27 protein-coding genes are annotated in these 26,942 nt (G+C 67.9%); 12 read left to right on the forward strand and 15 right to left on the reverse strand.

What is annotated here, in order from left to right; all coding sequences use genetic code 11:
* The first annotated feature begins 73 nt into the window (after positions 1 to 73).
* The 6 genes from OWC43_RS10870 to OWC43_RS10895 all read left to right on the forward strand — a co-directional run bounded on the left by OWC43_RS10870 (position 74) and on the right by OWC43_RS10895 (position 5,639).
* Positions 74 to 988 carry a branched-chain amino acid ABC transporter permease LivH gene (locus tag OWC43_RS10870; protein ID WP_137831021.1) on the forward strand — a complete coding sequence of 305 codons (915 nt, stop codon included), beginning with the start codon at positions 74 to 76 and terminating at the stop codon, positions 986 to 988.
* Positions 988 to 2,376: a high-affinity branched-chain amino acid ABC transporter permease LivM gene (livM, locus tag OWC43_RS10875; protein WP_137831020.1), complete on the forward strand. Its 1,389-nt coding sequence runs from the start codon at positions 988 to 990 to the stop codon at positions 2,374 to 2,376. Before OWC43_RS10870 ends, livM begins: the two co-directional genes overlap by 1 nt.
* The gene (locus tag OWC43_RS10880; protein ID WP_137831019.1) at positions 2,376 to 3,260 is read left to right on the forward strand and encodes an ABC transporter ATP-binding protein; all 885 of its coding nucleotides are present in this window, start codon (positions 2,376 to 2,378) and stop codon (positions 3,258 to 3,260) included. The genes livM and OWC43_RS10880 overlap by 1 nt, the downstream gene beginning before the upstream one ends.
* Positions 3,257 to 4,009: an ABC transporter ATP-binding protein gene (locus OWC43_RS10885; protein WP_393956705.1), complete on the forward strand. Its 753-nt coding sequence runs from the start codon at positions 3,257 to 3,259 to the stop codon at positions 4,007 to 4,009. The genes OWC43_RS10880 and OWC43_RS10885 overlap by 4 nt, the downstream gene beginning before the upstream one ends.
* 15 nt (positions 4,010 to 4,024) lie before the next feature.
* On the forward strand, positions 4,025 to 4,390 hold the full coding sequence (locus OWC43_RS10890) for a DUF6867 family protein (RefSeq protein ID WP_171015548.1): 366 nt from the start codon (positions 4,025 to 4,027) through the stop codon (positions 4,388 to 4,390).
* A gap of 124 nt (positions 4,391 to 4,514) precedes the next feature.
* Positions 4,515 to 5,639 carry a branched-chain amino acid ABC transporter substrate-binding protein gene (locus tag OWC43_RS10895; protein WP_393956706.1) on the forward strand — a complete coding sequence of 375 codons (1,125 nt, stop codon included), beginning with the start codon at positions 4,515 to 4,517 and terminating at the stop codon, positions 5,637 to 5,639.
* Between the two features lie 219 nt (positions 5,640 to 5,858).
* On the opposite strand, the gene OWC43_RS10900 is transcribed toward OWC43_RS10895, so the two are convergent.
* Both OWC43_RS10900 and OWC43_RS10905 read right to left on the reverse strand, forming a co-directional pair.
* Positions 5,859 to 6,794, reverse strand: a complete 936-nt coding sequence (locus OWC43_RS10900; RefSeq protein ID WP_393956707.1) for a hypothetical protein — start codon at positions 6,792 to 6,794, stop codon at positions 5,859 to 5,861.
* Positions 6,795 to 6,851: 57 nt separating this feature from the next.
* Complete coding sequence (locus OWC43_RS10905) at positions 6,852 to 8,513, reverse strand: hypothetical protein (RefSeq protein ID WP_393956708.1); 1,662 nt, start codon at positions 8,511 to 8,513, stop codon at positions 6,852 to 6,854.
* A gap of 1,105 nt (positions 8,514 to 9,618) precedes the next feature.
* Here OWC43_RS10905 and OWC43_RS10910 point away from each other — a divergent pair.
* Positions 9,619 to 11,787: a TonB-dependent receptor plug domain-containing protein gene (locus tag OWC43_RS10910; RefSeq protein ID WP_393956709.1), complete on the forward strand. Its 2,169-nt coding sequence runs from the start codon at positions 9,619 to 9,621 to the stop codon at positions 11,785 to 11,787.
* 145 nt (positions 11,788 to 11,932) lie between these two features.
* On the opposite strand, the gene OWC43_RS10915 is transcribed toward OWC43_RS10910, so the two are convergent.
* From OWC43_RS10915 to purD, 9 genes are all read right to left on the reverse strand, one after another.
* Entirely contained in the window at positions 11,933 to 12,199 is a 267-nt protein-coding gene (locus OWC43_RS10915) for a hypothetical protein (RefSeq protein WP_393956710.1), read from the reverse strand.
* On the reverse strand, positions 12,183 to 12,866 hold the full coding sequence (locus OWC43_RS10920; RefSeq protein WP_393956711.1) for a hypothetical protein: 684 nt from the start codon (positions 12,864 to 12,866) through the stop codon (positions 12,183 to 12,185). Before OWC43_RS10920 ends, OWC43_RS10915 begins: the two co-directional genes overlap by 17 nt.
* Positions 12,867 to 12,882: 16 nt before the next feature.
* A complete protein-coding gene (locus OWC43_RS10925; RefSeq protein WP_393956712.1) occupies positions 12,883 to 14,328 on the reverse strand; it encodes an APC family permease in 1,446 nt (481 codons plus the stop codon).
* Positions 14,328 to 14,498, reverse strand: a complete 171-nt coding sequence (locus tag OWC43_RS10930; RefSeq protein ID WP_171015545.1) for a hypothetical protein — start codon at positions 14,496 to 14,498, stop codon at positions 14,328 to 14,330. The genes OWC43_RS10925 and OWC43_RS10930 overlap by 1 nt, the downstream gene beginning before the upstream one ends.
* 165 nt (positions 14,499 to 14,663) lie before the next feature.
* Positions 14,664 to 15,086, reverse strand: a complete 423-nt coding sequence (locus OWC43_RS10935; protein WP_393956713.1) for a hypothetical protein — start codon at positions 15,084 to 15,086, stop codon at positions 14,664 to 14,666.
* Positions 15,087 to 15,117: 31 nt separating this feature from the next.
* Positions 15,118 to 15,411 (reverse strand): hypothetical protein, encoded by a 294-nt coding sequence (locus tag OWC43_RS10940; RefSeq protein ID WP_137831011.1) that lies wholly within the window; start codon positions 15,409 to 15,411, stop codon positions 15,118 to 15,120.
* Positions 15,412 to 15,862: 451 nt separating this feature from the next.
* Positions 15,863 to 16,093, reverse strand: coding sequence for a hypothetical protein (locus OWC43_RS10945; RefSeq protein ID WP_238307760.1), 231 nt, complete (start codon positions 16,091 to 16,093; stop codon positions 15,863 to 15,865).
* A 292-nt stretch (positions 16,094 to 16,385) separates the two neighbouring features.
* Positions 16,386 to 16,829: a nucleoside deaminase gene (locus OWC43_RS10950; protein ID WP_137831009.1), complete on the reverse strand. Its 444-nt coding sequence runs from the start codon at positions 16,827 to 16,829 to the stop codon at positions 16,386 to 16,388.
* Entirely contained in the window at positions 16,826 to 18,145 is a 1,320-nt protein-coding gene (gene purD, locus OWC43_RS10955; protein ID WP_137831008.1) for a phosphoribosylamine--glycine ligase, read from the reverse strand. The genes OWC43_RS10950 and purD overlap by 4 nt, the downstream gene beginning before the upstream one ends.
* A gap of 217 nt (positions 18,146 to 18,362) precedes the next feature.
* On the opposite strand from purD, the gene OWC43_RS10960 reads away from it, so the two are divergent.
* Positions 18,363 to 18,518 (forward strand): hypothetical protein, encoded by a 156-nt coding sequence (locus tag OWC43_RS10960; protein ID WP_238307759.1) that lies wholly within the window; start codon positions 18,363 to 18,365, stop codon positions 18,516 to 18,518.
* 186 nt (positions 18,519 to 18,704) lie between these two features.
* Positions 18,705 to 20,240, forward strand: coding sequence for an exodeoxyribonuclease VII large subunit (gene xseA, locus OWC43_RS10965; RefSeq protein WP_393956714.1), 1,536 nt, complete (start codon positions 18,705 to 18,707; stop codon positions 20,238 to 20,240).
* Positions 20,241 to 20,413: 173 nt separating this feature from the next.
* Here xseA and OWC43_RS10970 read toward each other — a convergent pair whose 3' ends face one another.
* From OWC43_RS10970 to OWC43_RS10980, 3 genes are all read right to left on the reverse strand, one after another.
* On the reverse strand, positions 20,414 to 21,622 hold the full coding sequence (locus OWC43_RS10970; RefSeq protein WP_393956715.1) for a YbfB/YjiJ family MFS transporter: 1,209 nt from the start codon (positions 21,620 to 21,622) through the stop codon (positions 20,414 to 20,416).
* Positions 21,619 to 22,017 carry a lysozyme inhibitor LprI family protein gene (locus OWC43_RS10975; protein ID WP_393956716.1) on the reverse strand — a complete coding sequence of 133 codons (399 nt, stop codon included), beginning with the start codon at positions 22,015 to 22,017 and terminating at the stop codon, positions 21,619 to 21,621. The genes OWC43_RS10970 and OWC43_RS10975 overlap by 4 nt, the downstream gene beginning before the upstream one ends.
* A 91-nt stretch (positions 22,018 to 22,108) precedes the next feature.
* Positions 22,109 to 22,873 (reverse strand): GNAT family N-acetyltransferase, encoded by a 765-nt coding sequence (locus tag OWC43_RS10980; RefSeq protein ID WP_393956717.1) that lies wholly within the window; start codon positions 22,871 to 22,873, stop codon positions 22,109 to 22,111.
* A gap of 158 nt (positions 22,874 to 23,031) precedes the next feature.
* Between OWC43_RS10980 and OWC43_RS10985 the strand changes: the two genes are divergently transcribed.
* The 3 genes from OWC43_RS10985 to OWC43_RS10995 all read left to right on the forward strand — a co-directional run bounded on the left by OWC43_RS10985 (position 23,032) and on the right by OWC43_RS10995 (position 25,956).
* Positions 23,032 to 23,259 (forward strand): DUF4170 domain-containing protein, encoded by a 228-nt coding sequence (locus OWC43_RS10985; protein WP_137831094.1) that lies wholly within the window; start codon positions 23,032 to 23,034, stop codon positions 23,257 to 23,259.
* Between the two features lie 298 nt (positions 23,260 to 23,557).
* Positions 23,558 to 24,502 (forward strand): ribose-phosphate pyrophosphokinase, encoded by a 945-nt coding sequence (locus OWC43_RS10990; protein ID WP_056237262.1) that lies wholly within the window; start codon positions 23,558 to 23,560, stop codon positions 24,500 to 24,502.
* A 485-nt stretch (positions 24,503 to 24,987) separates the two neighbouring features.
* Complete coding sequence (locus tag OWC43_RS10995) at positions 24,988 to 25,956, forward strand: LysR family transcriptional regulator (RefSeq protein WP_393956718.1); 969 nt, start codon at positions 24,988 to 24,990, stop codon at positions 25,954 to 25,956.
* A gap of 94 nt (positions 25,957 to 26,050) precedes the next feature.
* On the opposite strand, the gene OWC43_RS11000 is transcribed toward OWC43_RS10995, so the two are convergent.
* Positions 26,051 to 26,923 (reverse strand): RNA polymerase factor sigma-32, encoded by an 873-nt coding sequence (locus tag OWC43_RS11000; protein WP_137831096.1) that lies wholly within the window; start codon positions 26,921 to 26,923, stop codon positions 26,051 to 26,053.
* Between the last annotated feature and the right edge of the window lie 19 nt (positions 26,924 to 26,942).

Raw genomic sequence — 26,942 nt, forward strand, 5'->3', positions numbered from 1 at the left:
CGTGATCGGATCGGGGACGCCAGAGGCAGCCCATCAGGGCCACCGAACGTCAGGGACGCGAGACCGCCGCCGCATGGACGTGTTCGTACAGCAGCTGATCAACGGCCTGACGTTGGGCTCGATCTACGGTCTGATCGCCATCGGCTACACGATGGTGTTCGGCATCATCGGCATGGTGAACTTCGCCCATGGCGACGTCTTCATGGTCTCGACCTTCATCGCGCTGATCAGCTTCCTCGTGCTGACGGCGCTCGGGATTTCCTCGGTCGCGCTCGCCTTCCTGCTCGTCCTCGTCGTCACCATGGCGCTGACGGCGCTCTGGGGCTTTTCCGTCGAGCGGATCGCCTATCGGCCCCTGCGCGGCTCGTTCCGGCTGGCGCCGCTGATCTCGGCCATCGGCGTGTCGATCTTCCTGTCGAACTTCGTGCAGGTGGCCCAAGGCGCCCGCAACAAGTCGCTGCCCTCGCTGCTCGATGGCGGGCTGACCCTGTTCGAGCGCGACGGCTACGCCGTGACCCTCTCCTACAAGCAGATCCTGATCATGGCGGTGACCAGCGTGCTGCTCTTGGGGTTCTGGTACCTCGTCCAGAGGACGCCGTTCGGCCGGGCCCAGCGCGCCTGCGAGCAGGATCGCAAGATGGCCGCCCTGCTGGGCATCGACGTCGACCGCACCATCTCGCTCACCTTCGTGCTGGGCGCGGTGCTCGCGGCGGTCGCGGGCCTGCTCTACCTGCTCTATTACGGCGTCGTCTCGTTCTCCGACGGCTTCGTGCCCGGCGTGAAGGCGTTCACGGCGGCGGTACTGGGCGGGATCGGCTCGCTGCCGGGCGCGGTGATCGGCGGGCTGATCATCGGTCTGATCGAGACCTTCTGGTCGGCCTACTTTTCCATCGAGTACAAGGACGTGGCCGCCTTCTCGATCCTCGCCATCGTCCTGATCTTCATGCCCTCGGGCCTGCTCGGCCGGGCCGAGGTCGAGAAGGTCTGATGGCCGCAGCCCAGACCCGCGCGTCGGCCTCGCCCGCCGCGATCCTCCGCGATGCCGGCCTGTTCGCCCTCGCGGCGTTCGGCCTGTGCGTGCCGATCGTCAGCTACCGGACCGATCTGGGAAACAACGGCCTCGAACTGACGCCCCGCTGGGGCCTCGTCGCGGGCCTCTGCGCCGCCGTCTTCGTCCTGCGGGTCGTCCAGCGCCTCGTGCTGGAGCGGCGGGCGGCGCGAGTGGCGCTCACCCCGTCGCCGCATCAGGCGAGCGAGCCCGTCGGCGCCGAGCCCAACGCCGGCCAACGCCTGCCGCGCCTCGGCCTGCCGCTCTTCGTGGGCTTCGCCCTGTTCCTGCCGCTGATCGCGGCGCTCGCCAGCGGCGGCCTCTCGCCCGCCCGCTACTGGATCGATCTCGGCATCCTGATCCTGACCTACGTGATGCTGGGCTGGGGGCTCAACATCGTCGTCGGCCTCGCCGGCCTGCTCGATCTCGGCTACGTCGCCTTCTACGCCGTCGGCGCCTATTCCTACGCGCTGCTCTCGACCGTGTTCGGCCTGTCGTTCTGGGTCTGCCTGCCGCTCGCCGGTCTGTTCGCAGGCCTGTGGGGGGTGATGCTGGGCTTTCCCGTCCTGCGCCTGCGCGGTGATTACCTCGCCATCGTGACGCTCGCATTCGGCGAGATCATCCGCCTCGTTCTCATCAACTGGACCGACGTCACCGGCGGCGCGGCGGGCATCACCTCGATCCCGCGTGCGACCTTCTTCGGCGTGCCGTTCAAGGCGGGGCCGGACGGTTTCTCCGGCCTCTTCGGCCTCGCCTTCGATCCGATGCACCGGATCGTGTTCCTCTACTACCTGATCCTGGCGCTGGCGCTGATCACCAGCCTCGTGACCTTGCGCCTGCGACGGCTCCCCCTCGGCCGCGCCTGGGAGGCCCTGCGCGAGGACGAGATCGCCTGCCGCTCGCTCGGCATCGACACCACCAAGACCAAGCTCACCGCCTTCGCGCTGGGGGCGATGTTCGGCGGCTTCGCCGGCTCGTTCTTCGCCGTGCGCCAGGGCTTCGTCAGCCCGGAGAGCTTCAACTTCCTCGAGAGCGCGATCATCCTGGCGATCGTCGTGCTCGGCGGCATGGGCAGCCAGCTCGGCGTCGCGGTGGCGGCGGTCGCCATGGTCGGCGGGCCGGAATTGCTGCGCAATCTCGGCTTCCTCAAGGCCGTGTTCGGCGAGGGCTTCGATCCGAACGAGTTCCGGCTCCTCCTGTTCGGGCTGGCCATGGTGGCGATGATGATCTGGCGCCCGCGCGGCCTGATCGCGGACCGGATGCCGACGGTGGCGCTCGGACGGCGCCGGGCCATCGGCAAGGACCTCGTGCGCGAGGGACACGGCTGATGGCCACCCGCCGTCCCGACGACCCGGACGCCGTCCTCACCGTCGATCACCTCACCATGCGCTTCGGCGGGCTCACCGCCGTGGACGATCTCTCGTTCCGGGCCCGGCGCGGCGACATCACCGCCCTGATCGGCCCCAACGGGGCGGGCAAGACCACGGTCTTCAACTGCATCACCGGCTTCTACCGGCCGAGCGAGGGCATGCTGACGCTGCGCCACGCCGATGGCGCCGCGCATCTCCTGGAGCGGTTGCCGAACCACGCGGTGAACCGCCGGGCCCGGGTCGCCCGCACCTTCCAGAACATCCGCCTGTTCTCCGGCATGACCGTGCTGGAAAACCTGATGGTGGCCCAGCACGCCCCCCTGATGCGCGCTTCGGGCTACACCCTGCTCGGCCTCCTCGGACTGCCGGGCTACCGCCGGGCGGAACGGGAGGCGGTGGCGAAGGCCAGCGCGTGGCTAGAGCGGATCGACCTCCTCCGCCGCGCCGACGATCCGGCGGGGGACCTTCCCTACGGCGACCAGCGTCGGCTGGAGATCGCGCGCGCCATGTGCACCGGGCCCGAACTGCTCTGCCTCGACGAGCCGGCGGCGGGGCTCAACCCGCGGGAATCGGCCGACCTCGCCCGGCTCCTACGCCATATCCGGGACGAGCACGCCACCTCGGTGCTCCTGATCGAGCACGACATGGCGGTGGTGATGGAGATCTCCGACCACGTGGTCGTGCTGGATTACGGGAAGAAGATTGCGGACGGTCCGCCGCGGGAGATCCGCGAGGATCCGAAGGTCATCGCCGCCTATCTCGGCGTCGAGGACGAGGAGATCGCCGAGGTCGATGCGGAGGTCGGGCTGACGATTCCCGTGGCCGAGGAGGCGCGCCCGTGACCGCCCCGCTCCTCAGCCTTCGCGGCGTTTCCGCCTATTACGGCAGCGTCGCGGCCCTGCGCGGCGTCGATCTCGACGTGAACGCGGGCGAGATCGTCACCCTGATCGGCGCCAACGGGGCCGGCAAATCTACCCTGATGATGACGGTGTTCGGCGCGCCCCGCGCCCGCTCCGGCACGATTTCGTTCGCGGGCGAGGACATCACCGGCCTGCCCACCCACGCCATCGCCCGGCTCGGCCTCGCCCAATCGCCCGAGGGGCGGCGGGTGTTTCCCCGCATGAGCGTGCTGGAGAACCTGCAGATGGGCGCCGCGCTCCACGGCGGCCGGTACTTCGCGCAGGATCTCGACAAGGTCTGCACCCTGTTTCCCCGCCTCAAGGAGCGCCTGTCGCAGCGCGCCGGCACCATGTCGGGCGGCGAGCAGCAGATGCTCGCCATCGGCCGCGCCCTGATGAGCCGTCCGCGCCTGCTGATGCTGGACGAACCGTCCCTCGGCCTCGCCCCGCTGGTGGTGAAGCAGATCTTCGGCGCGATCTCGGCGCTCAACCGGGAGGAGGGGATGACGATCTTCCTCGTGGAGCAGAACGCCTACCACGCTCTCAAGCTGGCGCATCGCGGCTCCGTGCTGGTCAACGGGCGCATCACCCTGAGCGGTCCGGCCCGCGCGCTCCTCGACGATCCCTCGATCAAGGCCGCCTATCTCGAGGGCGGCCACGCCCCGGCGGCGCCGGCAGGGGCGGGAGTCTAGCCGGTGTTCCAAGGCATGTTCCAAGGCATCTTGCACGAGGCGGATTCGATCCTGCCCTTCCTCCTCGTCACCGTGGCGATGGGCGGCTGGGCCGGTTGGATGGCGGCCCGCGCCGTGGCGCTCGCCTGGCGGCCCTATCTCGCCTGCCTGCCGGCGCTGCTCGGCGTCGCGGCGGCGGTGCGCTTCATCCATTTCGCGCTGTTCTCCGGCACGCTGCTCTCGGTGCCGTACTTCGCCATCGACGCGCTCGTGGTGCTGGCCATCGGCTCGGCGGCCTTCCGGGTGACGCGGGCGCGGCAGATGACGACGCAGTACCGCTGGCTCTATGCCCGCACCGGACCGTTCACGTGGCGCGAGCGCCCGGACGCTGGGCGGCCATGATGGTGCGACGCGCTTCGTCCCACGCTCTCCCTCACCCTGCGATGCCGCGACGCGGTCTCGAAGGAGGGGGAGGGATAAGGGCATGCGCCGTGCAAGACGACGCGGTGGATTTGAGGGGGACACCATGAAGCGTTTGACAGTGCTGGCCGGCCTCGCGCTCGGCCTCGGCCTGAGCGGGGCAGCGCAGGCTCAGATCAAGATCGGGGTCGGCAGCCCCGTGACCGGCAACAGCGCCGCCTTCGGGGCGCAGGTGCGCAACGGCGTCGTCCAGGCGGTGGAGGACATCAACAAGGCCGGCGGCGTGAAGGGCCAGAAGTTCGAACTCTCCACCGGCGACGACGCTTCCGACCCGAAGCAGGGGGTGTCGGTGGCCAACAAGTTCGCCTCGGAGGGCGTGAAGATGGTCGTCGGCCACTTCAATTCCGGCGTCTCGATCCCGGCCTCCGACGTCTATCTCGATGCCGGCATCATCCAGATCACCCCGGGCTCCACCAACGTGAAGTTCACCGAGCGCGGGATGTGGAGCACCTTCCGCACCTGCGGGCGCGACGACCAGCAGGGCGCGATGGCGGGCGAGTACCTCGCGACCAAGCTCAAGGGGAAGAAGGTCGCCTTCATCCACGACAAGACCCCCTACGGTAAGGGCCTCGTCGACGAGACGCTCAAGGTGTTCAAGGCCAAGGGCGGCAAGGAGGCCCTGATCGAGGGCATCAATCCGGGCGAGAAGGACTATTCGGCCCTGGTGTCCAAGCTGAAGCAGAACGGCGTCGACCTGGTCTATTTCGGCGGCTACTACACCGAGGCCGGCCTGATCATCCGCCAGATGCGCGACCAGGGGCTCAAGGCGCCGCTGATGGGCGGCGACGGCATGGTCGACCGGGAGCTCGTCGCCATCGCCGGCCCGGCCGCCGAGGGGACGCTGACCACCTTCCCGCCGGACGCCCGCAAGAACCCCGCCGCCAAGGACGTGGTCGCCGCCTTCAAGGCCAAGGGCATCGAGCCGGAGGGCTACACCCTCTACGCCTACGCCGCCGTGCAGATCCTGGCGAAGGCCGTCGAGGCCACCGGCTCGACCGAGGGCGAGAAGCTCGCGGCCTACCTGCACCAGGGCAAGCCGACCACGACCGCCATCGGCGACATCGCCTACGACAAGAAGGGCGACATCACCCGGCCGGATTACGTGATCTACGAGTGGAAGAAGGGACCGTCCGGCACCATCGACTACGCCGGCAACGAGATCACGCAGTAGGCTATCGGCCGGCGACGCGACGCGCGTCCCCGGTCGCCCCGGCGCAAGAGGACGCGTCGGAGGGAACTGGTGGAAATCAGAGAAGCGAGGCCACACCGGGCCGTGTGTCTCGCTGCCGCCGGAGACGCTGACTCGGGCACGTCGCGACACCCCGCCAAATCACATCATGCCGTCGCAACAATGTCTGGCGACGGAACGAATGGCCTCGCCGGAGGCTGGCTACGAAAGCTCACGATCCACAGCAAGGGTGGTGCGATGGACCGCCTCACCGACCGATGCGCTCCCCATCGAACGCGGTAGCATTTCCTTGACCGCAGGCGCGGCTTCGCGCCATTTCGCATAGACCTTGCCGGTATCGGATAACGGCTTCATCAAGAGACCTAGATTGATGAGCAGGGCCGCCGCGTCGGCGATCGATGTATTGCCCGGCAGCAAGGACGGGAACACTTGCACCATCAGCCCGCCGCACAGAATGACGGCGACCCAGAGGACGCCATCGAGGCCGCGTTCGGTCAGCCAGCGCAGGACAGCGATCCGGATCGTCCCTTTGAAGATGGCCTCCTGTGTAGACAGGAACTTCACCGGATCACGACGCTGCGTGAGATGGGCGATGGTTTTCTGCCAGACGAGAATCTGGCTGGCCACGTGCTCCAGTCGACGCCCGACCAGCCAGACGCTGGCCACCGCAGGGAGGGCAGCCAACAGCAACAGCGGCACCAGATCGGGGGACAGCGACAATTGCCAGATCACGACGGCGACGACTTGCGCGGGAATGCGCCAGCAATCCTTATAAACGACCTCGTAACCGCGCTTGGCCACCTCCGCCGTGTAGAGCAGATTCGAGATGTCGTCGGTCGTTCGATCCGACGGCGCGCGTGTCATGTACACGCGCTGAAGCTCTAGAAGCAGCCGGCCGTCGACTGCCTTCGACAAGATCCGTTCGCTGAATTCCGCAACGACGCGCAGCGATCCGATCAAGGCGTAACTCGGCCCGACAGCATAGGCGATCGATAGGATCGTCGCGTCGGTGGCCCGCAAGGCGCGCACGGCCTCCCCCGCGATCCAAGCGAAGGCGGGCTCCACAGATGCGCTGAACGCGAGCGCGGCCATGAGCGCCAGGATCAGCCAGCGCACCCGCATGAGCATCGAGATCATGACTGTGACCGAACGTGGAGCCGGAGGCCCGGAGACGTGCGCCTCCGGGCCAAACGGTCAGGCCGCTGCGAGAGAAACGGCCCCGATGCTGTCCCTGTCCGTGACCAAAGCCGCCGCGCCGAGCAGCGCGACGCTGCGTACGCCCTGCGGCCAAGCCCCGACCCGAACCCAGGCTTCGCCCCGCGCCTTGCTCCACGCTTCCTGGCCATTCCAGACGAGAATGCGCGTGCCGCTTGCCGTCACCCGGCACCCGTGCAGCCCACCGATGGCCGGAATGGTCGCCGCCTGGTCCGGAGTGGACACACCGCGCTCATCGACGAGGAGAAGCGATCCGCCATCATGGATCATCACGCCCTCTTTGAGGGTCACGTCGCTCCGGCGGGAGAGATCACCGCCGGCGAGCGGCCGTTCGTAGATGCCACCCTCTTCCAATGCGACGAGCAACCGGTCTCCCTCGATCGCCAAAGCATCGACCGGCTTGACGCCGAAGGCATCAACCGGAGCGAGATGCTCAGGCCGCTCGATCGAGGCAGCGAACAAGCCAGCCTTCGTGCCGAGCCAGAGGGTATTGCCGCCCACGGCCAGTGCGCGAAACTCACCGAAGTGACGGCTGCCGTGGGGAAGCTTCGGCTTCAAGTAATCGATCCGACCGCCATTGTCGCGCGTCACGAAAACCCCGCGCTGACAGAGGATGTACCACTCGCCATTCGGACCGCGCGCGGCGTGCTCGGCATCGAGCACGTCCCACTCCGCATCGGATTTCACCCAGTGCGCACCGCCGTCGCGGCTGGTGAAGGTCCCGAAGGTGCAGGCTGCCAGCACGACACCTTCGTCGAGGGCGAACAGCTTCTTGCGCTTGCCGACCGGCACCGTGGCCGTGACATCGGCCGCCAAATCACGCAACGAGCCGGTGAGCGGATCGAGGAGATAGGTGCCCTGGGCGCCGGAGACGAAGAGTCCGTCCGGCACCAGATGGACTTGCTCCGCTTCGGCGACGCGAGGGTGGAAGACTTCCATCTTGCGTCGGCCGGGTCCGGCGATCTCGATCTTGTCACCATCGACGACGAGAATCGATCCGGCATAAAATTCCGCCGCGGTGATCGGGTGCTTCTTGTATCCGCCCTTTCCGCTGCCGCGCAGGCGCGCCCCGCGCCACTTCGTGACGATGGACGTTTCGCTCACGGCGATGATCGTGTCACCGTAATCGTCCGATTCCGTCATCTGCCACGTGAGCCCGTCATCGAAGCTTTCCACCAGCGCCGGCTTGCGCTCGACCCCCTGCTTCTTAACGAACAGAGAAATACGGTCCGACAATTCGTGTACGGCCGTGACGATGCTGTCCTCACCTCCGTATAGCCGCTCCCAGCCGTCCTCCTTTTCGCGGAACAGGCCCGTCTTGGTCGCAACGAGGATGCATCCGCGGAGCGCCGAAGCAGATACGAGCTTCTCCCCCTTCGGCCCAGGCAATCGGCGGCGAACGGCGCCCGCAGCATCGGCCATGACGATCTGATCGCCGGCAGGATCAGCCTCGATATAAAGAAAGCCGTCGGCGGAAGGTCCGAGTCCTCTGATCTCAACGGGGAGATGGCCGGGAATCGGCATCAAATCGCTGCCCGGCACACGTTTGAACAAGCCAATCTTGGTACCAATCCAAAGATCGTCGCCCATGCGCCACGTCGATTTTACTTCGACGCGCGCGAAACGCTCTAACGATGTCATGGAATGTCTCGAAAAACGGACGCGCCAAATTTCAAGCGTCCGGGCCCAGGGTTGCGAGTCTGCATCCCCACGCCCACTATTTCGGGCCGCCACGCCTATGTCAACTGATATTCGGACTCATCACACGAGCATCAACAAATTGATCTCAGAAAGATATTATCGCGACATCGTTCCAATCTATAAAAAACGGATAGATTAATAATCGTTATACGTGAACCGCGCTCGACATCAAATGAACTACGCGAAAACATCCGTATTAAATTTGGTTTTTAGGTTGCGCAATTCACCGCATATTGCCTTATTATTTTTGAGGAAATTACATGCACATATTATTGATGCCTCTCTTTTGCTCGACGATTTACCCTCCGTCTTCAGTTCCCGACCTCGTCGATTGCATGATGCAATCGGGTCCTGCGATATCTGCGGCAACGATAAATCTCGCCACAGCCTCACGCGCACCAAATGCCCACGCCACCGTTGAGAACGAACCAAGCGGCCATTGATCGGGGCATGAGAGACCACAGCACTGAGCCGTAGTTTTCCAGAGCACCTCTGTTCCATCAAAATCGAAGAAACCGTATTTATGCTTCTCTCGATTACAATAAAAAGCTACATATTGCTGCCTCGCCTCGAAAACTGCAGAGAAACCATAGTCATATTTACATGCATACGCTCATATTAAATTATTTATGTTCATCGAGGTAAATTCATCAACTTCAAGCCACACCAGTACAGTGCGATGCATCCTACCATACTGATGAGGCATAGATCAGATCGAAATTCTATATGAAACGGGCAGATATTTGTCGTTAGTATAACTATAATATTCTATACTGGTGTTGACTCGACAAAATTTGAGAATTATCGCCCATTAACGGCTGATTTCCGGCGCCAAAGCATTCGCCGCCCAGACGATACAAGCATCGCCGAGATGAATCGGGCGATTCTCCGAGCATAAATCCGCACATCCCGAAAGCAACGCCAAAACGACGGCCGGCCAGAAGCATTTCGCTCCGCCAGCATCTCGCTGCCCGCCGGTTCATCAAACAAAATTCGATTTGGAGACACCTCCATGAGGCATGCTCTCGCCCCCAGGGGCGTTCCGATGCTGATGCTTGCCGTTGCGTCCGTCAGTTCAGCCACGGCCCAGGATTATCCCGCAGTTCATTTGGATACCATCGAAGTCCGACGCGGCCTGATGCGAGAGGGCGGTCTCCGCGTCGAGCATTATCGGCTGACCGAGCCGGTTCCGACCGTGACGGTTGATCGGAAAGATCTCGAATTGCTGCCCTCGGATCGTGTGAGTGACGCGCTTGCCCGCATGCCCGGCGTTCAGGTGTCGGGCCCACCCGGCGAGAAGAAGGCGTTCGGCCTGCGCGGGCTCACGCCGGACTACACCCGCGTCTCGATCGATGGGGTGCAGGTGCCATCCTCTGCCGGAGGCCGCAGCTTCGAACTCATGAACGTGCCGACCTTCCTGCTGGAGGAGGCTTCGATCATCCGCAATCCGGGAGCGGAAAACGAGGCGGATGGCATCGGCGGACGGATCTCGCTGCGGACACGACGCATGCCCACGGGCAATCACCTCGAGATCCGCGGCGGAAGCGGCGGCGTCGACAAGATCATCGACGGACGGCACGGACAATTTTCCGTCGCGGGAAGTCGCCTGTTCGACAGCGGCTTCGGTGTCCTCGGCGCGATCAACGTCGATCAGCGCCGCATCAGCAAGATCAAGGACTTCTCCGAGTTCAATTATTTCGGCGGACCGGGCGGTCGGGGCACGATTATCGATCAACGGGAAGTGAAAGACATCGGCAACATTGATATGATGGGCCAGATGGGATGGGGCTGGAAGGGCGGCAGCTTCGTTGCAAAATCGCTGTATTTCAACGAGACCGTTTTTCTTCCGAATAACAGGCGCGACGTCTATCGCCGTCTGACGCGGGAGCTGAATGGACGGGAACTGACCCGGTCGACCGAAACCAGCACACTCAGCCACAACGCATTGAGCTTCGAGCAGCATTTCTCGCCGCTCTTGTTTCTGCAGCTCGATGCCTCCTACTCGCTCGCGAACTACGATTCGCGGGTAAGGGGGCGGTCGGTCAGCAACCAATTGATTGCGACCGGCGGCTATCTCAAAAAATCGAAGATCGAGGACAAACAATACGATCTGTCGGCAAAAGCGACGACCTTGTACCAACTCGGCGGCGAACATGAGCTGAAATACGGGGTGTCGCTGCGCCGGCTCGAACGCAACTCGGACCGAAATATCGACAGTACGACAGCCACCGGGCAAATTTCCCGTACGCAGTCCAATATCGTCTCTTCGAGCGAGTCGGATTACGCGGTCGGCGAGACATTGATGGCCGGCTTCGTTCAGAACAGGGTGCGCATCGGGCGGCTCGATCTCACACCAGGACTGCGTTACGAGCAGATCGAGAATGATCTCCGAGGCAACGGCATCGCAGCCCGTCGCGAGGGTCGGGATCTGCTGCCCTCGTTGCACACCAGTTACCTGCTGACGGACGCGGTGCGCCTGAACGCCGGCGTGTTGCGCCAGCTGAATCGTCCGCAGCTTCAGGAGATTGCACCGGGCATCACCCGCCGGGGTCAACGACTTTACGAGGGAGACCCCAATCTGAAGCCCGCGCGCGCTTGGTCGTATGACGCCGGCTTGGCCTATGTGACCCCGTACGCCTTCCTCGGCGTGAATCTGTTCCACCGAGAGATCGAAGACGTCATCGAGAGCGTCGAGATCACGCGCGACCGGTTCCGAACGCGCAATGTCGGCAACGGCCGGGTCCGCGGTGTCGAACTCGAACAGAGGCTCAACGCAGCGCTTCTCGGATATGCGTGGCTCGCACCGCTGACGCTGACGGCAAACCAGACCTTCCTCGACAGCAAGGTCTACGATCCCGCCACAGGCCCACGGCGCTTCAGTGAAACGGCGCGCTTTGTCAGCAATTGGGGCGTTCTCTGGGTCGATGAAGCCACAGGTCTGCAACTCGCCTCATCACTGAGCTGGATCACGCCCCGGACGATCCTGAGCTATCAGGGGGGTGGCAGCCTGCTCTACAAGAAACTACGCACCAATTACTTCTGGGACGCGCGAATCGAGAAGGCGATCGATGCCAACATGTCCTTCTACGCTTCGGTCGAGAATATTCTTGGACAGGCACGGGATGAGTTTGAAGCGGTGCCTGCAGGCATCAGCCGCGTCGCGCGAATCGAGACCGGCCGCACGTTCATGATCGGAACTCGTGGTCGATTCTAGCTCGGAACCCGCGTCGATAGCCCGGCTTCGGCCCGGCTCGGTCGGAGCGCGATCCGTCGAGGACGCTTCCATCGGGCGGGATCGAGCCGTCGTGACGGGCCGACGACCACGACGGGCCACGGGGTGTCGGAAGGCTGCCCGCGCCTCATACACCCCGCTCGAACCGGGCTCGGTCGAGCCGGGCGCCGCGATAGGCGTCCGTCAGGGACAGGGCCCAGACGAAGAAGCCGCCGGCATGGCGCCCGACGAAGCTCGCCTCGGGGGCGGCGAACTTCGCGGTGAGCCAGAAGCCGAGAAGGGCGAAGAGGGCGAAGCCGAGGCCCCGGGTCGTCCGGCCGATCCAGACATGGCCCATGCCGGGCAGGAGCGCCGCGACCAGGAGGACGTGGCGCGGATCAGGCGGCGCGCGCATGGGCGATGGGTTCCGATCGTGTTCGCGACAGAGCGTGGGCGAGCTGCCGGGCCGCGCCGAGGGTGCCGTCGAGGAGCGCGGGCGCCACATGGTCGAGGTCGAACCGGCTGCCGCGCAGCAGCAGGTAGGCGCCGCGCCCGCCCTCCGCCGCCTGCACCACGAGGCGCAGGCCTCGCGGCGTCACCAGCACCTCCTTGATGCGGGGATCCGCCAGGATGTCGGCGAGGACCGGCGCGATGGGTCGGAGCAGCGCCTCGGCGCCGGGGGTGCCGCGCACCAGCGTGTCGGCGGGCCAGCCCGACGGCGGATCGAAGCGCCGCGGCAGGTCGGCGGGGGCGTAGAATTCGGCGCCCGCGGGCCGGCGCAGCACGTCGAGGGTGGCCTCGACGGGCTGCGGCAGGCGCAGGCTCACGGACAGCCAGAGCTGCGGCAGGCGGCGATGCACCAGCGCCTCCGGGATCAACCGGACGGCGACCGGTGCCCCGTCGTGACCGCCGTCGAGGGTCGCGAACCCGGCCCGGTCGCGCCCGAGCCGCGCTGCGTCGAGCCGCGCCGCGCATTCCGAGAGAAGCCCGGCCCGCCACGCCGCCGCGCGCCGGGCCTGCCGCCCGCAGAGCAGGGCGGCGGCGAAGGTGATCGAGGCGGCGACCAGAGCGGCGGCAATCATCGGCTCAGGAGCCCCTTCAATACCCTTTGGGCTTCGGCCAGGGCATCGTGAACTGCTCGCCGCGGCGGACATACTTGTAGCGGTGCAGCACGAACCAAGCGGAGGCCGCGATGTAGAAGGCCATCATGGCGAGCAGCTGCGTGCCGTAGCCGAGGAACACCGCGAGATAGGTGACGGTGCACAATCCCAGCAGCAGGATCGCCGGCAGCGGGTGGAGCGGGTGGACGTAGCCCCGCTGGATCGTGCCGAGCGGCCATTTGCGGCGGAACAGCACGATCGAGATCCCCATCAGCGTGTACCCGAGCAGGCCCGACAGGATCGAGAGCGTGATGGTCTGATCGAGCGGCGTCGAGATCGCGAACAGGATCGCGATGGGCACGAAGAACACGATCGCCCGGTAGGGGGTGCGGTAGGTCGGATGCACCGCCCCGAACCAGACCGGCATGTAGCGGTCGCGGCCCATGGCGAACCACGCGCGGGAGGCGTCGTTGATGCAGCCATTGGCCGAGGCCACCGTGGCGAACAGCGTGCCGAGGAACAGGAACAGCTCCAGCCAGCGGCTGCCGGTGAGGCGGGCCGCGTCGTAGAGCGGCGTCACGGCCTGGCCGAGATATTCCCAGGGCATCAGGCCGGTGGAGACGTACCAGGTCAGCGTCGCCGCGATCAGCAGGGTCATCATGCCGGTCATGGTGCCGAGCGGCAGCGCGCGGGCGGGGGAGCGGACCTCTTCCGCGGCCTGGGTCGTGCCCTCGATGCCGAGATAGAACCACAGGCCGAAATGCATCGCCGCGAGGATGCCCAGCGAGCCGTAGGGCAGGCCGACGAACAGGCTCTCGTGCTGCAGCACCGCGCCCGGCGCCCAGGGCTGGGCGGCGACGAACAGAACCACGATCGCCGCGAAGGCGGCCGCCGTGATGACGAGGTTGAGCGTGAGCGTCGCCAGCACGCCGCGATAGTTGAGGAAGGCGAGGGCCACCACGGTCAGCACCATGAAGGCGCGCTTGTCGACCGTGCCCTCCAGATGCAGGCTGTGGGCGAAGGCCTCGATCAGGTCGCCCGTCACGATGGCGTTGGAGACCTCCAGCATGGTGTAGGCCATGACGAGGTAGAGGCCGACATTGAAGGCCGCGAGCGGGCCGATGATGTGCTTGGCCTGGGCGTATTGTCCGCCGGCCGCCGCGACCGTCGAGGTGATCTCGGAATCGATCATCGCGACGCAGGTGTAGAGGATGCCGGCGAGCCAGCAGGCGGCGAGCGCCGCGATGGGCCCGCCCTTCCCGACGGCGAAGTTCCAGCCCATGAACTCGCCGACCAGCACGATGCCGACCCCGAGCGCCCAGACATGGCCCGGCCCGAGCACCCGCAGGAGCGCGATCTTCTTGGCCGCCGGGGCGGTGGCGGGTCCCGGCACGGCAGCGGCCGGCGCCAGGGGCTCGACGGTGGGCTGAAGGGTGCTCGTCATCACGACCTCGCCGCCGTCTCGCCGATCTCGGCATCCACGATCTCGCCCTCCTCCGAGGAGAGCAGGAAGCTCTCGTCGAAGCTGCGGTTGGTGCGCAGCAGGTCGAAGCCCATCCACAGGGCCAGGACGGTCGCGACCGCCCAGGCGCCCCAGTTCATCACGGCCACCATGGCAGGATCCCTCGGCTTTCGAAGTCGATGAAAGAGGTCGGGGCGCCTCGCGTCCGCACGCGCTCCCGGGGCGGTACCGGTTTCCGCGCGGGGCCGGCGACGCGGGGGGGGGGGGGGGGGGGGGGGGGGGGGGGGGGGGGGGGGGGGGCAGGGTGCGGACGGGATTCAGGGGCGCGGCGGCCCGTCGAACCGCTCGGCGATGACGTCGCGGTATTGCTTGTCCGAGTAGCGGAACAGGAACACGAAGTAGCCGACGATGATGAGCGCGGTGAACGCCATCGCGCCCCAGTTGAAGGCATAGTCGAAGCGCGTGCCGATGATCGTGGCCGCCTTCTCGGGGGTGAAGTCGAGCTTCTCCCATTGGGCCGCCATGACGGCGTTCTGCCCGAGGGATTCCCAGGTCGGGTTCTCGACCGTTTTGGTGGTGGTGCCCCCGCCCGCGAGCTTGAGCAGCAGCGGCAGGTAGAGGGTGATGACCACGAGCACCAGCATCAGCAGCGCGTCGACGATCTGGCCGGCGATCGATTGGGCCGGCGGCTCGTAGGGCGTGCGTCCGGACGGAGCGGAGGGGGGAGGGGATCCGGCCATGGGGGGGCTGGCCCTATCCGAATGGGCCATGTCAGATCTCCCCTTTGCGGCGGAGCGCCCGCAGCTGGTCGAGATAGTAGAGGTCCATCCCGTAGATCGCGGCGCGATCCTCGCCGTAATGCCGGATCATCGCGGCGACGGCGGCGGTGTTGAGCAGCACGACGCACAATCCGACGCCGACCATCAGCCCCGTGAGCCCCGCGGCCGCGATCGCCTCGCGCATGGTCCAGAAGGTGAAGGCGTAGACCAGCCAGACGACGCAGACCGCCAGAATGGCCGCGGCCTTGTCGCGGCCGAACATGGCAGAGACCCGGGGATCCTGCATGGCGACCTCCTCCGATTGTGTTCTTGAAAGGAATTGACCTTTCTTGATGAGAAATATCCTGCCGACTTGAACAGCCGTCAAGCGGGAAACGTCGCCGCAGCGCAACAAACCTGCAGGATTCACCCTCTTGTTGGGTTGTCTCACGTTCAGCCCGGGTGAGGCGAAGGTTTCGTGTCTCGCCGGACTTGCGGAGCGATTGGCCAAATCTCAATCAGAGCGCGAGGAGCACAACCCCGCCGACACCCGGTTCCGGGCTCAATCGCCTTCCTCTGATCGTGCGGGCGGCATGATCGGGATGAGGTTCCGGGCCCGAGGAACGGATTCTCCCGAAGGCACGTGCGCCGGGGGTTCACCGAACCGGCAGGCGTCGGCGAGGCCAAGGCGGCAGGGCCGAGGTCACGCGCCGGCCGTCCTTCAGGGGAGCGAGCCCGGCTCGACAGCCGAGCCGACGTCAACCGGCGCGCCGAGGGGCGCGGACCGGTGTCTGCGGGACAGCTATATCCGGGGACGTTTTCTGAACGACGGGAGCGCCGAGCGCGGCCATGAGCACGCGCAAGCCATCCACCCAGTCTTCGGCCTCCGCCAACGTGGCGAAGCCGTCGCGTCGGAAAACCTTGTCGGGCTCAATGGTCGCGATCACGTCGAACCGCCCGTCCTCCCGGTCGCTGATCGTGTAGCTCACGAGGCGAGGCATTTATCATACGTAAGGCATGGGGCGCCGGAAGAAAACCCCGACACGGAAACGAAAAGCTCGACAAAACAACGATCTAGAGCGGCCCTTGGTCACGCCGCATCGTTTGCATCGCAGCCATGCCGGATGCCGGAGCCCGTTTCCGGCCTTGCCGAAGCGGCGCAAACGGATGACCGTGGGTGGGAGTGCCGGACGTGCGTGGACGCCCTCTTGGCGGCCGGTCCGGATGTCAGCCTTCCGCGCGGGGAGGGGCCTGGGCGCAACGGTCCGCCCGGATGGTGAATCAGGCCCGACGCCCGGCGAAGAAGCCGCGCAGCAGGGCCGCCGCCTCGCTCTCGCGGAAGCCCGAATAGACCTCCGGGGCGTGATGGCAGGTGGGCTGGTTGAACACCCTCGGGCCGTGCTCGACCCCGCCGCCCTTCGGGTCGCGCGCGGCGTAGTAGAGCCGCCGGATGCGGGCGAACGAGATCGCGCCCGCGCACATCGGGCAGGGCTCCAGCGTCACGTAGAGGTCGCAGCCCGTCAGCCGCTCGTCCTGGATCGCGATGCAGGCGGCCCGGATCGCCAGAATCTCGGCATGCGCCGTCGGATCGTGCAGCGCACGGGGGCGGTTGCCGGCCACCGCGAGCACCGCGCCGTCGCGCAGGATGGCCGCCCCCACCGGCACCTCGCCCAAATCCGCCGCCTCGCGGGCGGCGGCGAAGGCGAGGTCGAACGGGTCCATCAATCGGAGGCCGACCGGACCGCGCGCTCCTGGCCCGCTTCCCGCGCCACCGCCCGCCCGCCGATATCGCGACGGCAGAACCCTTCCGGCCAATCGATCCGGTCGAGGGCCGCGTAGGCACGGGCCTGCGCCTGCCCGACGCTGGCGCCGAGCGCTGTCACCGCCAGCACGCGCCCGCCATCGGCAAGCAGCCGGTCGCCGTCGCGGCGGGTGCCAGCCTGGAACACGATGGCGCCGCCCTCGGCCTCCGCCGCCTCGACGCCCCGGATCTCGGAGCCGCGGGTGACCGGGCCGGGATAGCCCTCGGCCGCCATGACCACGGTGAGCGCCGCGCGGGCCGGATCGAAGCCGATCGTCACCCCCGAGAGGTCGCCCTTGGCGGCGGCGAGCAGCGCCGGCACGAGATCGCCGGTGAGGCGCGGCATCAGCACCTGCGCCTCGGGATCGCCGAAGCGGGTGTTGTACTCGATGAGCTTCGGGCCCGCTTCCGTCAGCATCAGCCCGGCATAGAGGATGCCGGAGAACGGCGTGCCGCGGTCCGTCATGCCGCGCAGCGTCGGGGCGATGATCGTCTCCATCACCGTGCGCTCGATCTCCGGCGTGACGATCGCGGCGGGGGAATAGGCGCCCATGCCGCCGGTATTGGGCCCGCGGTCGCCGTCATGGACGCGCTTGTGGTCCTGCGCCGTGCCCAGCGGAATCGCCCGGCTTCCGTCGCAGAGCGCGAAGAAGCTCGCCTCCTCGCCGAACAGGCATTCCTCGATGACGAGCGCCCCGCCCTCGGCCCCGTCGAGGATCGCCCGCACGGCGTCCTCGGCCTGCTCCAGCGTCTCGGCCACCGTCACGCCCTTGCCGGCGGCGAGGCCGTCGGCCTTGACGACGATCGGCGCGCCCTGCTCGCGCAGATAGGCCAGGGCCGGCTCGCATTCGGTGAAGCGCGCGAAGGCGGCGGTGGGAATGGAGCGCTCGGCGCACAGATCCTTGGTGAAACCCTTGGAGCCTTCGAGCTGCGCGGCGGCTCGCGTCGGTCCGAAGGCGGGGATTCCGGCGGCCTGGAGGTCGTCCACCAGCCCCGCCACCAGCGGCGCCTCCGGCCCGACCACGACGAGTCCGATCGCGTGGGTCTTGCAGAAGGCCACGACCGCCGGATGGTCGGAGATCGCGAGATCCGGGCGGTTCTCGCCGTGCCGGGCCGTCCCGGGATTGCCGGGGGCGACGAACAGGGTCTCGCACAGGGGCGATTTGGCGATGGCCCAGGCCAGGGCGTGCTCGCGCCCGCCGGCGCCGACGAGCAGGATGTTGAGAGAATTCTGGCTCATGGCCCCACCCCTTCCCAAAAATCACGGGCCGGGGGAAGGGCTCCTGGACGATATCGTGGGCCGCCGCGCCGGCCTCCGCAGTCCCGCCCCGCCGATTTCGCGCAGGCCCGCACGCGGGAGGCGGAACGCGGCGCCCGCTCGCTCGTTAAAGCAAGCCATGCCCCTCTGCCGCCACTCGACCAGCCCCGCGCACCCCGCCTCGTCCAGGCCGACGGCCGTGCGGCTGTCGCATTACGTGGTGACGCGCCGCGCGCTTCCGCGCGTCGCCAACGACAACCGCCGCCCCCGCGCCGTTCCGGCTTGGCCCTGGGCCGTGGCGATCGTGGCGGCGCCGACGCTGACGGCGGCCCTGATCCTGACCCAACTCATCTGACGCCGGCCAGACTGGCTTGAAGGGCTCGCCACGGCATCAGATGCCGGGCGCTTGAGAGTTGCCTGCGTGGCCGCACGATCCGGCCAGCTTGTGCGACGGCGAAGTCGCGGTTTTCCGAAATCCCTCCCCAATCTGTGGCCGCCGCGCCCTTTACCCGCCCCGGCCCGCTCCCGTAGCGTTCGGGCCATGCCGCTCGTGCCCCCGCCGCGCCCCGCCGCCGTGCCGCCGCCTCCGCCGCCAGGGGAAGCGGCGCCTGCGGCGCTCCTGAACGCCAACGCCCCCGAATGGTCGGTCGGCGACCTCGCCGCCGCCCTGAAGCGCACCCTGGAGGATTCCTTCGGGCACGTGCGACTGCGGGGCGAGATCTCGGGCTATCGCGGCCCGCACGGCTCGGGCCACGCCTATTTCTCCCTCAAGGACGGCACCGCCAAGATCGACGCGGTGGTGTGGAAGGGCGTGCTCGGACGGCTGCGGCAGAAGCCGAAGGAGGGCTTGGAGGTCGTCGCCACCGGCAAGATCACGACCTTTGCCGGCAAATCCTCCTACCAGATCGTCGTCGACTCGATGGAGCCGGCCGGGATCGGCGCCTGGATGGCCCTGCTGGAGGAGCGCAAGCGCCAGCTCGCGGCGGAAGGGCTGTTCGCCGCCGAGCGCAAGCGGCCGATTCCCTTCCTGCCGGGCGTGATCGGTGTCGTGACCTCGCCCACGGGCGCGGTGATCCGCGACATCCTCCACCGCCTCGCCGACCGATTCCCGCGTCCCGTCCTGGTCTGGCCGGTCCGGGTGCAGGGGGAGGGGGCGGCGCCGGAGATCGCGGCGGCGATCCGCGGCTTCAACGCGCTGTCCCCCCACGGGGCGATCCCCCGGCCCGACGTGCTGATCGTCGCCCGCGGCGGTGGCTCGATCGAGGATCTGTGGGCCTTCAACGAGGAGGCGGTGGTACGGGCCGCCGCCGAGAGCACGATCCCGCTGATCTCGGCGGTCGGCCACGAGACCGACACGACGCTGATCGACTTCGCCTCCGACCGCCGCGCGCCGACGCCGACGGGCGCGGCCGAGATGGCGGTGCCGGTCCGCACCGAATTGCTCGCGCAGATCCACGATCTCGGCGCCCGGCAGGCCGGCACCGTCCTGCGGCGGATCGAGCGGGAGCGTTCGGATTTCCGCGCGCTGGTGCGGGCCATTCCCAATGCCGACACCTTCCTCGCGGGCAAGCGCCAGCGCCTCGACCTCGCCGAGGCGCGGCTGCGGCCGGCGCTCGCCGCCAATGCCCGCGATTCCCGCGAGCGGCTGTCGCGGCTCGCCGACCGGCTGACACGCCGCTCGCCGGTCATCGCCCTGGCCGAGGCCCGCACGCGGCTGGCCGGCATCGACCATCGCCCGCGCACCGCCGTCCTGCGCGCGGTGGAGCGCCGGCGCGACCGGCTCGGGGCGCTGGACCGGATGCTCGGAGCGCTGAGCTACAAGGCGGTGCTGGCGCGCGGCTACGCGCTGGTGCGCGACGAGGCCGGCCTGCCGGTGCGCTCGGCGGACGCCGCGGCGAACACCGCCCGGCTCCAGCTGCAATTCGCCGACGGTGCGATCACCGCCGTGCCGGAGGGCTCCGCGCCGGCGACCCCGCCGCGCCCGAAGCGCGCCGCCCGCAAGCCGACGCCCGAGGCGGCGCCGAAGGCGGAGGCCGCCGCTCCCGTGACCGCCGCGCGGCAGGGCTCGCTGTTCTGACAGGATCGGGCCTGCATCGGCCGATCCCTCCCCCTCATCCTGAGGCTCCGCTTCGCGGAGCTTCGAAGGAGGGCTCCAGCTCGCGCGCGATCCGCTGGAGCCCTGCTCCGAGGCCGCTTCGCAGCCCCTCGGGATGAGGGGGATCAGGTGGGAGGAAGGGGGCGAGGCACCGCTCAGGCCTCGCGCCACAACTGAAAAGCCGTCCCTACCAGAACCACCGTCGCCGCCGCCCCGGTCCAGGCGAGGGCGGCCCCGTCGGCGATGTCGAGGAGACCGAGGGCGCGCACCAGGAGCGGGCCGGCGATCTGGCCGGCGGCGAAGGCGGCGGTCATCCGGGCGAGGAGCGACGTCGGATCCTCGGGCTGGGCCTCGCGCGCCCATTGCAGGCCGGCCATGGTCGCCACCATGAAGGTGCCGCCCACGAGGATCGCCGCCGCGGCGACGGCCCAGAGGGCGTGGACGAACAGGGGCAGGGCGGTCCCGAGCGCCATGAGCCCTTGCGCCGCCGCCCAGACGCGGCGGCGCGGCGTCCGGGCGAGCCAGCGGGCCGCCCCCGCCACCGACAGGGCGGCGGCGAGGCCGAACAAAGGCCAAGCCAGCCCGAACACCAGCGGATCGGGGGCGAGATCCCGGGCCATCGCCGGCAGGAACGTCGCCGGCACGATGTAGCCGAAGCCGAAGGCGCCGTAGCAGAACACCGGGCCGCCCTGCCCGCTGCGGCGTCCCACCGGGGCGACGGAGACCCGCGGCGGCCCTTCTTTCCCGCTCAGGCCCCGGGACAGTCCCCGCACGAGCAGCGCGCCGGCCGCCGCGATCATCCCGAGTTCGAACCAGAGCCGATCCGCCGATTGGCGCCCGCCGAGCCAAGCCAGGATGCCGGCGAGGGCGATGCCGAGGCCGACCCCGGTATAGATCCAGGCGCCCATCCCCTCGGCCCGTCGGCGGGCGAGTTGGGCGAGGCACCAACCGCTGGCGCAGACCAGCGCCCAGGCGCTGAACACGCCCGCGGCCGCCCGCAGCCCGGCCCCGGCAAGGATGGTGAGACGGGGATTCGGGACGGCGCCGAGGCCCGCCATCGCGAGGGTGGTCAGTGCGACGCCGAGCAGGCCGAGCCGAAGTCCGCGCCGTGGATCGTCGGCGAAGCGCGACGCGGTCAGCGCGCCGACGAGGTAGCCGACATAATTGGCCGCCGCCCATTCCGCGCCGGACACCGCGCTCAGGCTGCCGTCGCGGATCATCAGCGGCATCAACGGTGTGAAGGCGAAGCGACCGATCCCCATGGCGACGGCGAGCGCCACGAGGCCGACCGCGACGATCGGCCGGGTCGCGGAGCCGGCCGCGGCGGGGGAGGGGGCGCCGAACCGGGCCGGATCGGGCCTCACTCGGTCAAGCGCCCGACACAGGACAGATCCCCCTCCTGACAGGAGAGGTAGCCGTTCAGCCGCCGGGTCCGCTCCCCGGTCAGAGCGGCGAGGCAGCCCGCGCGCACCATCGGCTGGGCCGACCCGCCCTCGGCTCCGGAGGCTTCCAGATCGCAGCTGCGGTCGCGATAGAGCAGCCAGGCGCGCTGCGCCTCCTTCAGCCCCTGCTGCGCCTTCGGGCCGATGCCCGTCAGCAGCTTGGCATAGGCCGCATTCATGGCCGTATCGGCGCGCTTGAAGTCGGCCGCTGTGCAGGCGTCGAGATCGGCCTGAGTCGGGCCGCTGCAGGCAGCGGCGGGGCTCGCCGGGCCGAGGGCGAGACCGATTGCGGCGGCGGCAACGAACGCGCGAACCATCCTGTGGCGCTCCGGGTTGGGGCCGGCCCATTCGGCCCCTGCGGCGCAGAAGGTCAACGTGACCGTTCGGCGCCCGGCACCCCGGTCCTCGTCAGTCCGGCTCGCGCCGCCGGTAATGGTAGGCGAAGAGTTCGCGGTCGAAACCGAGACCGGCATAGAGCCGGCGGGCGGGGTCGTTGTCGGCCACCACCTGCAGGCAGGCCGCCTCGGCATCGTGGGCGCGGCCCCACCGCATCAGCGCCGCGACGACGCGGCGGGCGAGGCCCTGCCCGCGCAGCGCCTCCACGGTGCCCACCGATTCGATCACCAGGAGGGATCGGTCGAGCACGCCGTAAGCCATGGCGGCGACGGCCCCGTCCTGCCGAGTCGCCGCGAAGGCCTTGGGCAGCACGATCGTCCGGATCATGCCTTCGTAGACCGCGCTCGCCGCGGCATCCGCCCGGTTGAGGGCCGCGCGGGCACCGAGCCACTCCGCATCCGGGGAGGGGGTCAGCGCCACCGCCGGATCGGTCTCGTCCGACCTAGCCGGAAGGTCGGCGAAGAGGGTCAGCGAGCGGCCGAAGGCGCCGTAGCCCCGCCGCGTCAGGGATGCGTCGAGATCGGGAGCGATCTCCGGCACCCGGAACAGGGCGGATCGCCCGAGCGCGGCATAGGTCGCCTCGCCGGCCGCGATCACCGCCTCCGGATCGGCCCGAGCGCCGCGCAGGGGGTTCACCGAATTCGCACGCCGCGCCGTCCCACCCGAGGCCCGAAGCAGATAGCCACCGATCAGAACCTGCCGCGGCGAGGGCCACGCGTTGAGACAGGCCTCCTCCACCGTCCAGGCAAGGGCATCGTCGGATACGGCGTGAAGCATTCCCGACCTCCCCGGGGCCGAACGGAGGAGGGCATCCCACCTGCCGGGATGCAACCCCCTCCCATCGCGCGGGCGGCTTGACCCGTCCCTCCGCCTCTGCGACCGACGCGGCACGGCTCGTGCCTTCCGGGAAGCGAGCCCTGCGGCAGGAGAGGCGCGTGACCACGACGATCGATTCGGATCAGAAGCTCCACCTCGTGTTCGGTGGCGAACTGGAGGATGTCTCGGGCGTGCGCTTCCGCGACCTGAAGGGTCTCGACGTGGTCGGTATCTTCCCCGATTACGCCTCCGCCCAGACCGCATGGCGGGCCAAGGCACAGGCCACCGTCGACAGCGCCCAGACCCGCTACTTCATCGTCCACCTGCACCGCCTGCTCGAGCCGTGATGGGTCTGCCCGAATGGGCAAAGCGCTCGTCCTGCCGTCGTAGGGCCGGATGCGGTGAGCGCCCCGCGCAGCGCGCCTCGACTCTTGTCCCAGCGTCTCGCGGAGCGGGGCGCCCGCGGACGCGACCGCCGACATCTCGGGTCGACGAACGAACCACAGCGCCATCGCTCCGGCGCTGTGAAACCATTGTGACGGCGCGGCCCCGCTGTTATGAGCCCGCGCGACCGGATTGCGGCGTGGTCTCGGACGCCCGTCGTCATGCGCGTCCCACGAGTGAGAGAGCCGAGAGACGCCCGGCATGACGTCGTCGATCAAGATCATCGCTGGCAATGCGAGCCGCCCCCTCGCGGAGGCAATCGCCGCTTACCTCGAATTGCCGCTCGCGAGCTGCATGGTCCGGCGCTTCGCCGACATGGAGATCTTCGTCGAGCTGCAGGAGAACGTGCGCGGCGAGGACGTGTTCATCGTCCAGTCGACCTCGTTCCCGGCCAACGATCACCTGATGGAACTGCTCATCATGATCGACGCGGCGCGGCGCTCCTCCGCGCGGCGCATCACGGCGGTGATCCCCTATTTCGGCTATGCCCGGCAGGACCGGCGCACGTCGGGCCGCACGCCGATCTCGGCCAAGCTCGTCTGCAACCTGATCACCGAGGCCGGCGCCGACCGGGTGCTCACCCTCGATCTCCATGCAGGCCAGATCCAGGGCTTCTTCGACATCCCCACCGACAACCTGTTCGCCGCGCCCGTGATGGTGCGCGACATCAAGGAACGGCTGGCACCGGGCCAGCGCATGGTGGTCTCGCCGGATGTCGGCGGCGTGGTGCGCGCCCGCGCCCTCGCCAAGCGGATCGATGCCTCGCTGGCCATCGTCGACAAGCGCCGCGAGCGCGCTGGCGAGTCGGAGGTGATGAACATCATCGGTGACGTGGAGGGCCAATCCTGCATCCTGGTCGACGACATCGTCGATTCCGGCGGCACCCTCGTGAACGCGGCCGAAGCCCTGCTGAATGCGGGCGCCAAGGACGTGTCGGCCTACATCACCCACGGGGTGCTCTCGGGCGGCGCGGTCTCGCGCATCGCCGCCTCGCGGATGAAGGAACTCGTCATCACCGACTCGATCCTTCCGACCCAGGCCGTCAAGCTCGCTCGCAACATCCGGGTGATCTCGATCGCGCCGCTGCTCGGCGAGGCGATCGGACGAACGGCAACGGAATCGAGCGTGTCGAGCCTGTTCACCTGACGGCGCGGGCGGCCTCGAAGGGCACCGCATCGATCGGGCAGGGCGCGACGGGAGATGTCGCGTGGTCGCCCGGGGACGAGCAATCCGGTTCCGCCCGCCGGCGACGTCGGAGCCGGTTCCGGCAAACCGCTCGATCGAGATGATCCGGGGCATCGGTCGGAAGGCGTCAGCCGATCGTCGTGGAAAACTACGCAACGGGGACTTGAGACTCCGTCATCGATGGAGCGGCGCAAGTCGCAATCCTCCGGTCGAAGGGTCCTCTTGCGAGCGGGCCCGAGCCGTCCGTCACGGGTCCGATGCCGATGCTGCAGTGCAACCGGAGGACGCGTTCGAATTATTCCAAAATACGAAACGATTTTTCCAGCCGAACCGTCAATGGTCGGATATGGCTTAAGCCATTATGCTAGATGCGAAGGGGCTTGCGTAAGCTATTGGGCATAGGGCTCAGCGCAACCTCACGTATTGTGTAGGCGGGCCGCGGAACAATGTCGCAACCTCAACTGCTGCGCGACATGGCGCTCTTCGTCGAGGTTGCGCGTCGTAAGAGCTTCAGTCAGGCGGCGGCGGCCCTCGGCATGCCGATCTCGTCGCTGTCGCGGCGCATCACCATGTTCGAGTCGGCGGTGGGCCTGCGCCTCCTCGATCGGACCACCCGAAAACTGGCGCTGACATCCTACGGCGAGGCCTATCTCGCCCAGATCTCGCGGCTCGTCGATGAGGCACAGCGAACCTTCGACGACATGACGGCGGTGGCCAAGGGACCGAGCGGGTTCCTGAAGATCGCCGCGCCGCCGGATTTCTGGGTGCTGCGCCATCTCTCCGGGGTGATCACGGAATTCTCTGGGCGGCACGAGCACATCCACGTCCACGTCGATCTCAAACCCGCTCCGGTCGACCTCGTCGGCGACAATTACGATCTAGCCGTCGCGATCGAAGAGCCGCGCGAAACCTCGTTGATCGTGCGCAAGGTCGCGGAAGTGGAGAACGGGATGTTCGCCGCGCCCAGCTATCTCGCGGAGCGGGGCGAGCCGACGACGCCGATCGATCTGGAACGTCATCAGGTCATCGTGCCGACGCAGGGCACCAGCGCCCTCTGGTCGTTGAGCCGCAGCGGCGAGACGGTGGCGATCACCGTCGGTGGGCCGATCTCCTGCAATTCACCGAGCCTCGCCCGCCGCTTCGCCGTCGCCGGTCAAGGCATCACCACCGCCAATGTCATCAACGTCGATGACGATCTGGCGGGTGGCCGCCTGCGGCGGGTCCTGCCCGATTGGACCCTGCCGGCGACACCGGTCTATTTCGTCACCACCTCACGATTGCTGCCGGCCAAATCCCGCAGCTTCATCGATTTCGCGACCAAGCGGCTCGCCGCGGTGCTGGCCAGTGCCTCGCGCGATTCGAACCATCCCGCCGCCGGGCGCGCTCGCCCTGTCGAGAATGTCATGACGACCTGACGCGGTCGTCCTCGGCCCGAACGGTTCGAGCGAACCACGACAAAGGGCTGCACCCGCGGGATGCAGCCCTCTCGACGAAGCGACGAAGTCCGGCTCAAGCGTAGACGCTGCTCGGAGCCTGCGGAAACTTCTCGGCCAGCGCCCGACGCAGCTTCTCGAGGGCGCGGTTCTCGATCTGACGGACGCGTTCCTTCGAGATGCCGAGCCGGTGGCCGAGCGCTTCGAGGGTCGCCTGATCCTCGGCGAGCCGACGCTCGCGCAGGATACGAAGCTCGCGCTCCGACAACACCGTGAGGGCCTGACGCAGCCAGATCAGGCGGCGCTCGCCGTCGACGCGCGCCGAGACGGTCTCGTCGGGTAGGGCGGCGCCGTCCACGAGGAAGTCCATGCGCTCGGAGGAGGCGTCGCTATCCTCGCCGACGGGGGCGTTCAGCGACATGTCGGGGCCCGACAATCGGGCGTCCATCAGGGCCACATCCTCACGCGACACGCCGATGGCGGTGGCGATGCGGCTGTGGATCTCGGAGCCGACCTGTTCCTCGGTGGATTGCATCAGCCGGGCGCGCAGGCGGCGAAGGTTGAAGAACAACGCCTTCTGCGCCGAACTCGTCCCGCCGCGCACGATCGACCAGTTGCGCAGGATGTAATCCTGGATCGAAGCACGGATCCACCACGTGGCGTAGGTCGAGAAGCGCACGTCCCGCTCCGGCTCGAAGCGGGCGGCGGCCTCCATGAGGCCGACATGGCCTTCCTGGACGAGATCGGCCATCGGCAGGCCGTAATGGCGGAAGCGGCCGGCGAGCGCGATCACGAGGCGCATATGCGCGGAGATCAGCCGGTGGAGGGCGCGCTCGTCGCGGGCCTCCTTCCAGGCTACGGCGAGCCCACGCTCTTCTTCCCGCGCAAGGAACGGCGCCTCCATCGCTGTTCGAACGAACTGACGCCGCATCCCCGCGATCTCTGCCATGCCCGCCTCTCTCGTGAGC

Source organism: Methylorubrum sp. POS3, from assembly GCF_043352485.1.
GTDB classification, from domain to species: domain Bacteria; phylum Pseudomonadota; class Alphaproteobacteria; order Rhizobiales; family Beijerinckiaceae; genus Methylobacterium; species Methylobacterium suomiense.

Excerpts from the sequence above, each read along its gene's own strand:
- xseA (WP_393956714.1), top strand. The coding sequence starts at position 18,705 with ATGCCGCTCGTGCCCCCGCCGCGCCCCGCCGCCGTGCCGCCGCCTCCG.
- purD (WP_137831008.1), bottom strand. The coding sequence starts at position 18,145 with ATGAGCCAGAATTCTCTCAACATCCTGCTCGTCGGCGCCGGCGGGCGC.
- OWC43_RS10890 (WP_171015548.1), top strand. The coding sequence starts at position 4,025 with ATGTTCCAAGGCATCTTGCACGAGGCGGATTCGATCCTGCCCTTCCTC.
- OWC43_RS10915 (WP_393956710.1), bottom strand. The coding sequence starts at position 12,199 with ATGCGCGCGCCGCCTGATCCGCGCCACGTCCTCCTGGTCGCGGCGCTC.
- OWC43_RS10900 (WP_393956707.1), bottom strand. The coding sequence starts at position 6,794 with ATGATCTCGATGCTCATGCGGGTGCGCTGGCTGATCCTGGCGCTCATG.
- OWC43_RS10870 (WP_137831021.1), top strand. The coding sequence starts at position 74 with ATGGACGTGTTCGTACAGCAGCTGATCAACGGCCTGACGTTGGGCTCG.
- OWC43_RS10895 (WP_393956706.1), top strand. The coding sequence starts at position 4,515 with ATGAAGCGTTTGACAGTGCTGGCCGGCCTCGCGCTCGGCCTCGGCCTG.
- OWC43_RS10980 (WP_393956717.1), bottom strand. The coding sequence starts at position 22,873 with ATGCTTCACGCCGTATCCGACGATGCCCTTGCCTGGACGGTGGAGGAG.
- OWC43_RS10975 (WP_393956716.1), bottom strand. The coding sequence starts at position 22,017 with ATGGTTCGCGCGTTCGTTGCCGCCGCCGCAATCGGTCTCGCCCTCGGC.
- OWC43_RS10880 (WP_137831019.1), top strand. The coding sequence starts at position 2,376 with ATGGCCACCCGCCGTCCCGACGACCCGGACGCCGTCCTCACCGTCGAT.
- OWC43_RS10995 (WP_393956718.1), top strand. The coding sequence starts at position 24,988 with ATGTCGCAACCTCAACTGCTGCGCGACATGGCGCTCTTCGTCGAGGTT.
- OWC43_RS10925 (WP_393956712.1), bottom strand. The coding sequence starts at position 14,328 with ATGACGAGCACCCTTCAGCCCACCGTCGAGCCCCTGGCGCCGGCCGCT.
- OWC43_RS10935 (WP_393956713.1), bottom strand. The coding sequence starts at position 15,086 with ATGGCCGGATCCCCTCCCCCCTCCGCTCCGTCCGGACGCACGCCCTAC.
- OWC43_RS10920 (WP_393956711.1), bottom strand. The coding sequence starts at position 12,866 with ATGATTGCCGCCGCTCTGGTCGCCGCCTCGATCACCTTCGCCGCCGCC.
- OWC43_RS10905 (WP_393956708.1), bottom strand. The coding sequence starts at position 8,513 with ATGACATCGTTAGAGCGTTTCGCGCGCGTCGAAGTAAAATCGACGTGG.
- livM (WP_137831020.1), top strand. The coding sequence starts at position 988 with ATGGCCGCAGCCCAGACCCGCGCGTCGGCCTCGCCCGCCGCGATCCTC.
- OWC43_RS10910 (WP_393956709.1), top strand. The coding sequence starts at position 9,619 with ATGCTGATGCTTGCCGTTGCGTCCGTCAGTTCAGCCACGGCCCAGGAT.
- OWC43_RS11000 (WP_137831096.1), bottom strand. The coding sequence starts at position 26,923 with ATGGCAGAGATCGCGGGGATGCGGCGTCAGTTCGTTCGAACAGCGATG.
- OWC43_RS10990 (WP_056237262.1), top strand. The coding sequence starts at position 23,558 with ATGACGTCGTCGATCAAGATCATCGCTGGCAATGCGAGCCGCCCCCTC.
- OWC43_RS10930 (WP_171015545.1), bottom strand. The coding sequence starts at position 14,498 with ATGGTGGCCGTGATGAACTGGGGCGCCTGGGCGGTCGCGACCGTCCTG.
- OWC43_RS10940 (WP_137831011.1), bottom strand. The coding sequence starts at position 15,411 with ATGCAGGATCCCCGGGTCTCTGCCATGTTCGGCCGCGACAAGGCCGCG.